We start from the raw sequence: 13,288 nt of genomic DNA, 5'->3' as shown, positions 1-13,288 counted from the left end.
GGGAGAAGCTTTCCAGGCTTCTCTCCCGTGCCCTCGGCCGTTTGCTCATCTGGCATTTCAATCGCGCGATTTAACCATACCCAAGCATCATCAATAGCGTAATGACTAATTACTACAGTCGATGCACAAATATATTGACTCTGCCACATGCCGCTTGACACAGACTTTGAGCGGGCGCTTATTTATTCAAGGTAGTTGAGTAAGAATAGTTTCGCTTATACATCATATTATACTTTCCTTTGGCTCGCCAAAGCATAAAAAGGTGTGTCGTGTCGAACAGCAACATATCCCTGCTGGAAAATACTGCGCCGCAGGACAGCCGGCCGCTCACAGAACCTCATCCGGTCGTGGACCGATGCCAGTCGATATGGCAGCAATTCAATCTGCGTACGCCTCGGGTAGCAGCCTATCCCGATACGGTCATCCCTCATTCGCGCTACCTCCGGGATGTGTTCTCGGTCGTCGACAATGGTGACATCGATGCGATTCTGCTGACCAGTGAGCGGCAGTCGTCCAGCCTTGAGAAGTTTCGAAGCGCACGGGGCTTGTTTCTTGTGCCGGTGGTGAATGTTTCCGGCAAGCCGTGCCTGGCTGCTGACGTGGACTTCAACCTGGCCAGTCCCAAATCATGGGTCCAAACCGCCAGTTGCCTCAGCAAATACCGGGACCAGCGAGCCCGGCTATCGAGCAGGTTTCAGTCGCCTACCACACCAGCAGTGCGGATGCTGGCCTATCTTTTCGTCTCCGGGGAAGATCTTGTGCCAATCAGGCAGCCGAACTCGCCCTATTATTACGTCTACAGAGGCTTCTCGAATACAGCCTCTGCGACGATGGTGGCCGAAGCGCTTGCCAACAAGGGTTGGCTCGAGCGCAACTTCTTCGACCGATACTACAAGTGCGATGGATGCCAGTCCCATCGACTGACGGTAAGGGAGGAATGTCCGGCCTGCCAATCGCCGCAACTATCGGAAGCGGATCTGATCCATCACTATAGCTGCGCCCAGCTCAGTCCCGAGGCGGGCTTCCGTCGCGGGACGGCGCTCATATGCCCCAAATGCAGCCAGCAGCTGCGCCATTACGGCAAGGATTACGACAAGCCGGGGCATGTTCAGCTATGCGGCCGGTGCAGTAACACCACTTCCGAGCCCTCCATCGGTTTTCTGTGCCAGGATTGCGGGATGCATGTCGGCGGAGACGCGGTCAGCATATCGGACGTCTTCTCCTATTCCCTGTCGCATCAGGCCAACATTCTGCTTGCCAATGATACCGAGGATGCAAATCGGTTTCCGATTACACAGATGCGTTATCTTCCGGAGGAACTGCAGAGGCGGATCACCGAGCTTGCTTCCCAGAGCGGGCCGGCTGCGGATTTCATGCTCGTCGAGGTGCAATATGGCAGCCGCGAACAGGTGCTGAAGGCTCGCGGCGAGATCAACCTCATTTCGATGCGCAAGCTGCTTGCGGACAATCTCCAGGGCGTCCTTGGCGACGTGGCATCCGTCTATTCCTCGCCGGAGCGGGAATATGTGCTGTTTCCGGGACGCGACGTCGCCGGCTTCACCGCCTATTTGCGCGAGGCCCTCGACCATGCCGAATCCGTTCTGTCGGACAAGTTGAACCCAACATTGCTCATCCTGTGGGGCACACGAGAAGATGCGCTGCCGTGAACGACCTTGAATTCGGCCTGTCGTTTCTACTTGCCCAAACCGGATCGAGCCTGGCCACCGTCTTTTGGTATACGCTGATATTCGACATCCCGAGATATGTCGTGCCGTTTGTGATTGCCGCGGTGAGCCTGCGACGTCTCGATAACGGCGCTGGCGCCCCTGCCCGTTGCAAATCACCCAGCGTCAGCGTCGTGCTTATCGGCCATAACGAAGCCGACTCGATCGGGGCATGCGTAAACTCCCTGATGGAGCAGTCGTTTCTCGACTTCGAGATTGTCATCGTCAGCGACGGCTCGACGGACGGAATGAACAGGATCGCCAGGGAAATGGTCAAGAATGGCCTCGGAACCTGCATTCTCTCTACGGGAATCCGCGGCGGCAAAGCGAGCGGGACCAACCTCGCCTGCGAGGTTGCCCGCGGTGACATCATCATCAATATCGACTGCGACTGTTCCTTCGACCGTTTCGCCATCGAACGTCTGCTCGAACCCTTCGCCGACGGGCGCATCGGAGCAGCCTGCGGCGACATCGCGCCACGCAATGCGGAGGTCAGTCTCGTCACCCAGTTTCAGGAAATCGAGTATCTGGAATCCATCTCGGTCGGAAAGCGTTTCAGCGCGGCGATAGGCCAGATAACATGCGCATCCGGCGCCTTCAGCGCCTTTCGCAGGACGGCGCTCGACGAGGTTGGCGGGCTGGATGTCGGTGGCGGCGAGGACCTCGATGTGACGCTGCGGTTGCGCAGGGCCGGCTGGCGCATCGGGTATGTTCCGGGTGCCGTGTGTTATACGGACGTGCCGGCGACCTTCTACGCTTATATCAGGCAGCGGCTGCGCTGGGAGCGCGATGCGGTCTGGATACGCTTCAGGAAACACCGGCGGCTGCTCAATCCGTTCGACCGCAGGTTCAGCGCGGCTGAAGCCTTTCACCAGTGCGATTTTCTCGCCTTCAGCGTCGCCAGCGCGGTGATTTTCCCCATCTACATGGCCTGGCTCGCAATCAATTTCGGCACGCTTGCCATTCCGATTCTGATTGCGATGCAGATCGCGCTGCTGGTTCTGGACGCGTTCATGCTCGCCTTGGCTTGCTGGACCACGGGCCGCGCCAGTTTCTGGCGCAATCTTCTGTTCCTCCCGGGTTACTCGATCTTCATGTCCTACGTCATGCGATCGGTTCGCTTGCTGGCCTATATCGACGAGTGGTTTTTCCTCGGCTCGCATCGCGACAATTATACGCCGGAAAAGGTACGCCAAGTGCGTGCATGGTGAGGGGGTGAAACGATGAAGTATATCCGCAAGCGCCTGCGCATCGACAATCTGGATCGGCAGCAAAGAAAGGGATCGGGCCGGCTGAGCAGGTCGATCTATCTTCTTATTCTGGGCGTACTGGTGCTTTCGCTCGCAAACTATCTTGTCGGCGGCATGTTCATCCTGTCCGCCGATGGAATTGTACTGGCGGAGCGGTACATCGTATCCGCCGGCTATCCTGCCACCGTCGACAGGGTGCTGGTGAGCGAGGGCGATAGCGTGCCGGAGGGGACGCCGCTGCTCGAACTTACCTCGTTCGACATGGTGAAGGAGATCGCCGAACTTTCGGTACGGACGAGCGAGCTTGCGGTTCGGGCCGGCGAACTGCAGGGAAAGCTGGCGATGAACGAGGCCTTGTTGCCGCTGGCGGAGCGCTCGGCACGTGAAAGCAATGATGCGATCCTGCGTCTCGATCGGGTATCGACGCGGGGACTTGTGCTCGCAAACCGCAGGGATGAAGCTTTGACGGCCAATTACCGGGCTGCGGAACGATACGCCCAGCTTCAAGCCGAGTCGCAAGTCACCGCAAAAGAGCTTCTGGTCGTCGAAACCTCGCAGCAGATTGCGTCCGACGCGGTTCGCAAGATGAAGGCGATCTATGGCGATGGCAGGATAGTCGCCGCGGTGACGGGCGTCGTAGGTTCCAAGATCCCTGTGCCGGGCCAGGTCGTGCGTCTCGGCGATGAAATGCTGCAGATCAATGGAGGAAAGGCCTATTTGTTCGCCTATCTGCCTGACGAGTATCTGTTTCCGCTTACCAAAGGCACGAGAATCGAGGTGCATGGCGGCAGCGACCGTTCGACCGGGACCGTGGAAAGAGTGCTGCCGATCGCCGATGCCCTTCCGGCGGAGTTTCAGAACCTGCTGCGGCCGCGCGACCGATCCCGGCTGATCCGGATCGCGTTGCCGGAGGACCATCCCTTTGCCGTAACCCAGAAAGTCGTCATCCGGGGTTGCGTCTTCGGCTGGTGCTGGGTGCGATAGCGGGCCGGCGTCAGGAATCGGCCTCCCGCAACCGGTAGCCGACACCCGTCTCGGTGAGGATATATTGCGGCTGGTCCGGATATTTCTCGATCTTCTGCCGCAACTGCCGGACATAGACGCGCAGATATTGCACATCGGTCGAGCCGCCCCAGACCTGCGCCAGCAGGAACCGGTGGGTGAGCGCCTTGCCGGCGTGCTGGACCAATACCCGCAGGATGTCATATTCCTTGGGGGAAAGTTTGACTTCCTTGCCATCGACCCTGACGATCCGCTTGACGAGATCCACCGCGAGGCCACCGGCCTCGAAGATCGGCTTTTCGCCCTGCTGCTGGAGCCGGTGCCGCAGCGCAACGCGTATCCGCGCCGCCAGTTCATTCATGCCGAAAGGCTTGGTCACGTAATCATCGGCGCCCATCTCCAGGGCTGCGACGATGCCTTTTTCGTCGGTCCGGCTCGAAAGAATGATGATCGGAACGCCGAGTTCCTCCTCACGCCACGAGGCGAGCAGTTCCTGCCCGGAAATATCGGGCAGGCCGAGATCGAGAAGAATGAGGTCGGGCTTGGCGGAGCGGACCGCCTCCTTGGCCTCTACTCCCGTCGCGGCCTGCACCACGACATATTCCTGCGCCGAAAGCCCGACGGTCAGCAGCCTTCTTATCGGAGGTTCGTCATCGACGACCAGTATCTTCACAGCGCTATTCGTCATGAAACATGTTCCACTTCGTTCCAATCCGGCGAAACCGGCAGCTTGATCGTAAAGACCGTGCCGCGGCCACCCGGCCGTCTGGTCGCGGCGATCGTCCCGTTCATCGCCTCTATGAAGCCGCGGGCGATCGCAAGGCCAAGGCCCGTGCCGGCGGTAACGCGGTCACCCTTGTCGACGCGATAGAACATGTCGAAAACCCGCTCAAGATCGGCCTGCGGTATGCCCTTGCCTTCATCGAGGATCTGCAGCGTTACATGCTCCCTGTCCTCGGACGCCTGAATGCGGATCGTCGTGCCCGCAGGGGAATATTTCGCGGCATTGTCGAGGAGATTGAACAGGACCTGTTCGAGCAGGACCGGATCGATGTTCACCATCGGAAGATCCTGCGGCAGGACGACCTCCAGTTCATGCCGGGACGTGATCTTCCTGGCGCGGTTCAAGGTCGAGCCGATCACGTCGCCCGGATAGTGCAGTGCCAGATTTGGCCGCATCGCTCCGGATTCGATCCTCGTCATGTCGAGGAGATTGGCGATGAACCGATTCAATCTCTCGGATTCGTCTATCACCGTGGTGATGAGTTCCGCCTTCGCCTCACGCGAGAGATCCCCATCGAAATCCTTGAGCGTACCCGCCGCGCCAAGCACTGCGGCCAGCGGAGTCTTCAGGTCATGCGAAATCGAAGTGAGCAGCGCAGACCTCAAACGGTCCGATTCCGCAGCGAGCTTGGCCCGGTCCGCCTCGGCCGCGAGTTCCGTGCGCTCGATGGCCACGGCCGCCTGATCGGCCAGGGCGTCGAGCAGCCGCTGCTGGTCCGGCGTCAGCAATGGTCCGTTACGGTCACCGTCGAGGCCGATGACACCCACCGCCCCGCGCCCGGTGCGCAGCGGGATATAAAGCCTTTTTGCGCCCGGCAGCGTATCGGCGCCCCTGCCTGCCGGCCTGTCATGTTCCCAGGCCCAGCGCGCAGCGGCGATGTCGGCATCGTCCAAAGTATCATCGGGAGGATAGCCCGCGCGCACCGCGATGGTGCCGTCTTCGGGCAGAAGCAGCACCACGCGCAATTTCAGCATCGAGGCGATCTGGAAGGCCGTCGCCCATAGAACATCGTCCAGAACGCCCGTTCCGGCCAGTTTCCGGCTGAACTGGTAGAGGTCCTCCGTCGTCCTCGCGCGCTGCCTTGCCGCCGCTGCCTGGCGCTGGACCCGCGCCGCGAGATTGCTGGCGATCACGGCGACACCGAAGAAGAAACCAAGGGCGATCACGCTCTCCGGATCGCCGATGTCGAGTGTATAGAGCGGCTGGAGAAAGAAGAAGTTGAACAGCAAGGCGCCAAGCACCGACGCAAACAAGGCCGGCCACAGGCCGGCAAGCACTGCCGTGGTGAAGACGGCCATCAGGAAGACGAGCGCGATGTTACGCACGTCCAGTATGCGTGAGAGCAACAGGCCGAACAGCAGCGCGCCGAGGGCGGTGCCTGCCGCCAGAGCGTAGGAGGAGAGCTTCATGCTGGCATTGAGCGGCGCTGCGGCCGCCGTCGCAGGCCTTGCCGCATGGTCGGCATCATTTGCCGAGATCAGGTGGACGCTGATATCGCCGGCGACGCGCACCAGGTCATGCGAGACGGAACCCATGAGGAATTCGCGCCAGCGCGGCTTTTCCGACTTGCCCGCGACGATGTGGGTGACATTGTTGTCGCGCGCATAACGGGCAATTTCCTCGGCTGCATTCTTGCCGAGCAATGTCACCGCCTCGCCGCCCAATTGCTCCGCAAGACGCAGGCAGGATGCTATGGTATCCACCGACCCTTCCGACGGCGCGCGGAAGCCTTCCATGTCCACATGGACGGCGACCCAGGGAGCGCGCAACCGGTCGGCAAAGCGCCGGCCGTACCGGACCAGCGATGCGCTGGAAGCGTGCTCGTCCACGCAGATGAGGACCCTGTCGCCGGCTGCCCATGGCCCGGATATGGCATTGGCCTGCATATGGGTGAGCAATTGCTCGTCGACGCGCTGTGCCGTGCGCCGCAATGCCAGTTCGCGCAGGGCGGTAAGATTGCCGGGCGAGAAGTAATTATCTATGGCGCGCTTGGCATTGGACGGGACATAGACCTTGCCCTCATGCAATCTCTTGATCAGGTCCGCCGGCGTCAGATCGACCACTTCCACTTCGTCGGCGCGATCGATGATCGTGTCCGGCACCGTTTCCCTCACCCGAACGCCCGTGATCTGTTCCACCACATCGCCGAGGCTCTCGACGTGCTGTATGTTGACCGTGGAATAGACGTCGATACCGCGCGCCAGGAGTTCCTCGACGTCGAGGTATCGCTTCGGGTGGCGGCTGCCGGGCGCATTGGTATGGGCGAGTTCATCGACAAGCACCAGTGACGGTCGCCTCGCGATGATGCCGTCGAGGTCCATTTCCTCGAAACGATGCCCCTTGTAGATGATCGGAGCGCGTCCCACGATCTCGAAGCCGCTCAGAAGCTGCGCGGTCTCCTTCCTGCCATGGGTTTCCACAACTCCAATGACGACATCGCGCCCCTCGGCCAGAGCAGACTTGCCTTCCGTCAGCATCTCGTAGGTCTTGCCGACACCGGGCGCCGCGCCGAGGAATATTTTCAGCCGTCCCCGCCCCTCGCTGCCTGCATTTTGCAGCAAGGCGTCGGGCTTCGGCCTACGATCCATCTGATGGCTTTGTTCTGGCATCGAAAACTTTCAAATGGCCGCACACTGCACCGACCATATACCAGCCGATGGCTCAGTGACCATCCAGCATGCGGTTCAACTCCAGGACATTGACGACGGGCTCGCCCAGAAAGCCGAGCTCCCGTTGCTCGATTTTCCCCTCCACCAGCCGGCGAAGCGCGGCTTCTTCCAGGCCGCGGGCTCTGGCCACCCGGGCGATCTGGAAATAGGCGCTTTCCGGGCTGATGTGCGGATCGAGGCCGCTTGCCGATGTCGTCACCAGATCGACGGGAATATCGTCCTGCCCGTTGGCGGCCTTCAGTGCATCCGCTTCGGCGGAAATCCTGTCGATCAGCTTGGCATTGGACGGTCCGAGATTGGAGCCGCTGGAGGCCGCCGCGTCATAGCCGGTTCCGGCGGCCGAGGGACGGCCGTGGAAATATTTGTCGCTGGTGAAATTCTGGCCGATGAGATGCGAGCCGGTCACGACGCCCTGATCGACAATGAGGCTGCCATTCGCCTGATGTGGAAAGAGCGCCTGCGCGAGGCCAGTCATTCCGAGTGGATAGGCAAGGCCGGTGAGCACTGTGAGCAAGACCGTCATGACGATCGCCGGTTTGATCTGTTTTAACATTGCGAAGTATCCTTATGCGAGGCCGATGCCGGTGATGACCATGTCGATGGCCTTGATGCCGAGGAAGGGAACGATGACGCCGCCGATGCCGTAGATCAGAAGATTGCGGCGCAGCAGGGCCCCTGCTCCCACGGCCCGGTACCGCACGCCTTTGAGCGAGAGCGGAATGAGCGCGATGATGATGAGCGCATTGAAGATGATGGCCGACAGAATGGCGCTTTGCGGCGTCGCAAGGCCCATCACGTTCAGGGCGCCGAGTTGCGGGTAGAAAGCCAGGAATATCGCAGGAATGATCGCGAAATATTTGGCGATGTCATTGGCGATCGAGAAGGTTGTCAGCGCACCTCGCGTCATGAGCAGCTGCTTGCCTATGCCGACGATCTCGATGAGCTTGGTGGGGTCGCTGTCGAGATCGACCATGTTGCCCGCTTCCCGAGCCGCGACGGTGCCGGTATTCATGGCGACGCCGACATCTGCCTGCGCCAGGGCGGGAGCATCATTGGTGCCGTCGCCGCACATGGCGACAAGCTTTCCCTTCGCCTGTTCTTCCCGGATGAGCGACAGCTTGTTCTCCGGCGTGGCCTGGGCAAGAAAGTCGTCGACGCCTGCCTCGGCGGCGATGGCGGCCGCGGTCAGCGGATTGTCGCCGGTGATCATGACCGTGCGGATGCCCATCTGGCGCAGTTCGGCAAATCTTTCGCGAATGCCGCCCTTGACGATATCCTTGAGGCCGACGATGCCGAGGAGCTTTCCGTCCCGCACCACGGCGAGCGGCGTGCCGCCACCCTTGGCGATCCTGTCGGCGATGGACTGCAGTTCCCTGACCGCTTCGCCGCCGGGACGGGACGACGCCGTGGAACTGCTCGCATGTTCGAGCACCGCATCGACGGCGCCCTTGCGGATGCAGGAACCTTCCACATCCACGCCGCTCATCCGGCTTTGGGCGGTGAAGGGCACGAATACCGCATTCAGGCTCGACATGTCGCGAGCGCGGATTCCGTATTTCTCCTTGGCAAGGACGACGATGGAGCGTCCCTCGGGCGTTTCGTCGGCGAGCGATGCCAATTGCGCGGCATCCGCCAGTTCGCGCTCGGTCACGCCCTTTATGGGCAGCAATTCGGTTGCCTGGCGATTGCCGAACGTTATGGTTCCGGTCTTGTCGAGCAGCAGCGTATCCACGTCTCCTGCCGCCTCGACGGCCCGCCCGGACATGGCAAGCACGTTGAACTGGATGAGGCGGTCCATGCCAGCTATGCCGATGGCGGAGAGAAGCGCACCGATCGTCGTCGGTATGAGCGTGACGAACAATGCGACCAGAACCACCACGGGCACAGAGCCACCGGCATAGGCAGCGAAGGCAGGTATCGTCGCCGTGGCGAGCACGAAGATGAGCGTCATGCCGGCAAGGAGGATGTTCAACGCGATCTCGTTGGGTGTCTTCTGCCGCGACGCTCCCTCGACGAGCGCGATCATGCGGTCGATGAACGTCTCGCCCGCGGCGGCGGTGATCCGCACCCGCAACCAGTCGGAAAGGACCTGCGTCCCACCTGTCACCGCGGAGCGATCGCCACCGGACTCGCGAATGACGGGCGCGGATTCTCCAGTGATCGCCGACTCGTTGACCGAAGCAATCCCCTCGATCACCTCGCCGTCCGAGGGGATGATGTCGCCGGCTTCGACGAGAACGATATCGCCCACCTTCAGCGAGGCGCCGGGCACCAGTGTGAACTCCGCGGCCTCGGCACTCTTCAGGAGCTTCGCCTGCGTATCGGCTTTTGCCTTGCGCAGCGAATTGGCCTGTGCCTTGCCGCGCCCTTCGGCCACCGCCTCGGCGAAATTGGCGAAGAGGACGGTGAACCAGAGCCAGATGATGATCTGCAGCGAAAAGCCGGTTTGACCGCTGCCGACGATCAGGTCCTTTACGAAAAGCACGGTCGTCAGCGCCGACACGACGGCAACCACGAACATTACCGGGTTCTTGACCAGTACGAAGGGGTTGAGTTTCTTGAATGCTCCGGCGAGTGCGGGCACGAGGATGGACGAGTCGATGAGACTTGTAGAACCGGACTGGCTCATGGGAAGCTCCAATGATGGATTGGAAGACATGCAAGGGCGGCAAGCGCTCCGGCTTGCATGCTTCGATTGACCGTTCGTGACAGCGGGGACATGGCTGCGCTCAGAACGTCTGGCCGAGGCCGATTGCCAGATGTTCGACGATCGGGCCGACAGCCAAGGCAGGGAAGAATGTCAGGCCGCCGATAACCACGACCACGCCGATCAGCAGGCCGATGAACAGGCCACCATGGGTGGGGAAGGTGCCCATGGATGCGGGAACCGTTTTCTTGACCACCAAAGAGCCGGCGATCGCCATGACCGGGATGATCACAAGGAATCGTCCCATCAGCATGGCTAGCCCAAGGGCGATGTTGTACCAGGCGGTATTGGCGCTGAGACCGCCAAATGCCGAGCCATTGTTCGCCGCTGCCGAGGTGAACGCGTAGAGCATCTCGGAAAACCCATGCGGGCCGGGATTGGCGATGGAGGAGACGCCAGCCGGCAGCACGCTGCTGATGGCAGTGAAGCCCAGCATGGCGAGCGGCAGGCAGAGCACGGCCAGCATGGCCATCTTGACCTCCTTGGCCTCGATCTTCTTGCCGAGATATTCCGGCGTCCTGCCCACCATGAGGCCGGCAATGAACACTGCGATGATGACGAAGAGCAACATGCCGTAGAGACCTGCTCCCACGCCGCCGATGATGACTTCGCCGAGCATCATGTTGATCAGTGGCAGCATTCCGCCGATGGCCATGAAACTGTCGTGCATGGCATTGACCGCGCCGCAGGAGGCGGCCGTCGTAATGACGGCAAAGAGTGCCGACAACGCGATGCCGAAACGGGTCTCCTTGCCCTCCATGTTGCCGCCTTCGAGCCCTAGCGCATGGACCAGCGGATTGCCGGCGGCTTCGCTCCAGTAGGTGGCAGCGACGCCTACCACGAACAAAGTTCCCATGGCGGCGAAGATCGCCCAACCCTGGCGCTGGTTTCCGACCATGCGGCCAAACACATTCGTCAACGCGGCGCCGATCGCGAAGATCGAAACCATCTGGATGAGATTGGAAATGGCGTCCGGATTCTCGAAGGGATGCGCGGAATTGACGTTGAAGAAGCCACCGCCATTGGTGCCGAGCATCTTGATGGCCAATTGGGACGCAACGGGCCCGATGGCCATGGTCTGTTTCGCACCTTCGAGCGTCGTCGCCTCGACATAGCTCCCGAGCGTCTGCGGCACGCCGATATAGACATAGGCGAGCGTGAGGACGATACAGAGCGGAAGCAGCACATAAAGCACGCTTCTCGTCAGATCGACCCAGAAATTGCCGACGCATTTGCCGGAAGTCCTCGAAAAGCCACGTATGAGCGCTATCGCGATCGCAATGCCGGTGGCTGCGGAAACGAAATTCTGCACCGTCAGCCCAGCCATCTGAACCAGATAGGACATGGTGCTTTCGCCGCCATAGCTCTGCCAGTTCGTATTGGAGACGAAGCTTACGGCAGTGTTGAACGCCAGCGTCGGCTCGACAGCGCTCATTCCCGCTGGATTGAGCGGCAGCGAACCCTGCAGCCGCTGGAGCAGATAGAGCAGGAGCAGTCCGGCGAGGCTGAAGAACAGCATGGCCGCCGTGTAGGTGGTCCAGTGCTGCTCTTCCCGCTCATCGGTGCCGGCAATACGGTAGAAGGCGCGCTCCACGGGCAGGAGCACCGGGGTAAGGAAGGTCCTCTCGCCCTGGAACACGCGGGTCATGTACCAGCCGAGGGGTTTAACAAGGACGACAATGATCCCGCAAAATACGAGAATCTGGATCCAGCCATTGAGAGTCATGGAAGTGCTTTCGAAGTGCCTTCGGCCTGCACAAGCGCGTCAGAAGCGCTCGGGGCGGATAAGGGCGTAAGTGAGATAGGCGATGAGGAGCAGCGTCACGGCGCCGCCAAGCATATAGTCGAGGGTCATGGCTCGTCCTTCGCCTAGAGAATTTCGCAGATCTTGACGTAGGCCAAGGCGAGCATGAAAAACAAAATACCGATCGCGAGCACGAGTATCTCCATCGGGACATCTCCTTTTCTCGTGCCTTTCATTTCGGCACGGATGAAACGGCGGCAGGCTCGTAGCCATGCCGCCGATAGGATGGATAATGCGCCCGATGCGCATAGGAATTCGAGATGATGGACCCCGTTCGGAAATAAAAATCCTATAGGAATTTCAGCCGGAGTTCGGCCGATCAAGGCTTCAATGCCAGTTCCCAGGTCTGCCCGACAAGGTCCTTGCCGAAGGAGTGATGCTTCTCCTCGCCGACCAGTTCGAACCCGGCAGCCTGATAGATCCTGCGCGCCGATACCAGCACGTCATTGGTCCAGAGCTGCAGTCGGTCATAATCCAACTGCCTCGCCCTTTCGATGCACCTGCCGACGAGCTTGCGGCCAATACCAAGTCCACGCGCGCTGGGCTCGACATAGAGCAGACGAAGCTTTGCGACCGAAGGGACCGCGGTTTGCATCAGGAACACCGATCCGACGACGTCTCCGTCATATTCGGCGACCCAGCCATCCTCGCGGACCGGATCGTAATTGGCGATGAAGCGGGAGAGAATGTCGGCGACCAGCCCTTCATAGGTCCAGTCCCAGCCATATTCGGTGTGGTAGAGCACAGTCTGGCGATGAATGATCCAGCCGCAATCGCCCGGCCGGAGGCTTCTGAAGGATACGCGCTCCGCATCCGCGTCGTCACGGCCGATCAGCTTCCTGATCTGCCGCATTGATGCGACCAGCTGGTTCTGCGCAACATCGTCGAGCGGCAGGAGCATGGCCGCGATCTGTTCCTGCGATCCCTCGTCCAACGCGGAAAATGCCGCCCTCCCCGCGGCCGACAACGAAATCAGCCGCTGCCGGCCATGTTCGGGACTGGTGCTCACATTCACGATGCCGCGGGCTTCGAACCGCGCGACGATGCGGCTGAGATGCGCCTTGTCCATCTTCAGCGTCCGACCGATCGCGGCGGCCGTCTGCTTCCCGCCCTGGGCGAGTTCATAGAGAACACGCGCTTCGGCAAGGGAGAAATTGCTGGCCAGCAGGTGCTTGTCCAGCAGGCCGATCTCATTGGTATAGAAACGATTGAAGCTGCGGAATTCTGCTACGGCGTCCATGGCCACACCCTATGTTGTCAGTGACAACACTCTAACCGTGAGCCTGTCCGGAGGCAAGGTGATTCACTTTCGTCCTGACATATGGCGAGCGCGCAAAAAAAACGGGCC

General features: G+C 60.6%; 10 protein-coding genes. 3 read left to right on the top strand and 7 right to left on the bottom strand.

The annotated features are described in order from the left end of the window. The first annotated feature begins 269 nt into the window (after window positions 1-269). The 3 genes from OSJ75_RS07600 to OSJ75_RS07590 are packed head-to-tail and all read left to right on the top strand — an operon-like array spanning window position 270 to window position 3,958. On the top strand, window positions 270-1,667 hold the full coding sequence (locus OSJ75_RS07600) for a hypothetical protein (protein WP_323748429.1): 1,398 nt from the start codon (window positions 270-272) through the stop codon (window positions 1,665-1,667). After that, the gene (locus tag OSJ75_RS07595) at window positions 1,664-2,935 is read left to right on the top strand and encodes a glycosyltransferase (RefSeq protein ID WP_267227418.1); all 1,272 of its coding nucleotides are present in this window, start codon (window positions 1,664-1,666) and stop codon (window positions 2,933-2,935) included. The genes OSJ75_RS07600 and OSJ75_RS07595 overlap by 4 nt, the downstream gene beginning before the upstream one ends. Window positions 2,936-2,947: 12 nt before the next feature. Next, a complete protein-coding gene (locus tag OSJ75_RS07590; RefSeq protein WP_267227417.1) occupies window positions 2,948-3,958 on the top strand; it encodes an HlyD family secretion protein in 1,011 nt (336 codons plus the stop codon). Between the two features lie 10 nt (window positions 3,959-3,968). Here the strand turns inward: OSJ75_RS07590 and OSJ75_RS07585 are convergent, their stop codons facing one another. From OSJ75_RS07585 to OSJ75_RS07555, 7 genes are all read right to left on the bottom strand, one after another. After that, window positions 3,969-4,664, bottom strand: coding sequence for a response regulator transcription factor (locus OSJ75_RS07585; protein ID WP_267227416.1), 696 nt, complete (start codon window positions 4,662-4,664; stop codon window positions 3,969-3,971). Continuing rightward, the gene (locus OSJ75_RS07580; protein WP_267234707.1) at window positions 4,661-7,369 is read right to left on the bottom strand and encodes a sensor histidine kinase; all 2,709 of its coding nucleotides are present in this window, start codon (window positions 7,367-7,369) and stop codon (window positions 4,661-4,663) included. Before OSJ75_RS07580 ends, OSJ75_RS07585 begins: the two co-directional genes overlap by 4 nt. 52 nt (window positions 7,370-7,421) lie before the next feature. Next, window positions 7,422-7,982 (bottom strand): potassium-transporting ATPase subunit KdpC, encoded by a 561-nt coding sequence (kdpC, locus tag OSJ75_RS07575; RefSeq protein WP_267227414.1) that lies wholly within the window; start codon window positions 7,980-7,982, stop codon window positions 7,422-7,424. A 12-nt stretch (window positions 7,983-7,994) separates the two neighbouring features. After that, on the bottom strand, window positions 7,995-10,058 hold the full coding sequence (gene kdpB / locus OSJ75_RS07570) for a potassium-transporting ATPase subunit KdpB (protein WP_267227413.1): 2,064 nt from the start codon (window positions 10,056-10,058) through the stop codon (window positions 7,995-7,997). Between the two features lie 100 nt (window positions 10,059-10,158). Further along, a complete protein-coding gene (gene kdpA / locus OSJ75_RS07565) occupies window positions 10,159-11,862 on the bottom strand; it encodes a potassium-transporting ATPase subunit KdpA (protein ID WP_267227412.1) in 1,704 nt (567 codons plus the stop codon). Between the two features lie 39 nt (window positions 11,863-11,901). Next, window positions 11,902-11,991: a K(+)-transporting ATPase subunit F gene (locus OSJ75_RS07560; RefSeq protein ID WP_250018997.1), complete on the bottom strand. Its 90-nt coding sequence runs from the start codon at window positions 11,989-11,991 to the stop codon at window positions 11,902-11,904. Between the two features lie 268 nt (window positions 11,992-12,259). Beyond that, window positions 12,260-13,180 (bottom strand): bifunctional helix-turn-helix transcriptional regulator/GNAT family N-acetyltransferase, encoded by a 921-nt coding sequence (locus OSJ75_RS07555; RefSeq protein WP_267227411.1) that lies wholly within the window; start codon window positions 13,178-13,180, stop codon window positions 12,260-12,262. Between the last annotated feature and the right edge of the window lie 108 nt (window positions 13,181-13,288).

It is taken from the genome of Phyllobacterium sp. 0TCS1.6A (assembly GCF_026420825.1).
GTDB lineage: Bacteria > Pseudomonadota > Alphaproteobacteria > Rhizobiales > Rhizobiaceae > Phyllobacterium.
The sequence above is the reverse complement of the archived record's forward strand: the minus strand, read 5'-3'. Positions and strand labels throughout refer to the sequence as shown.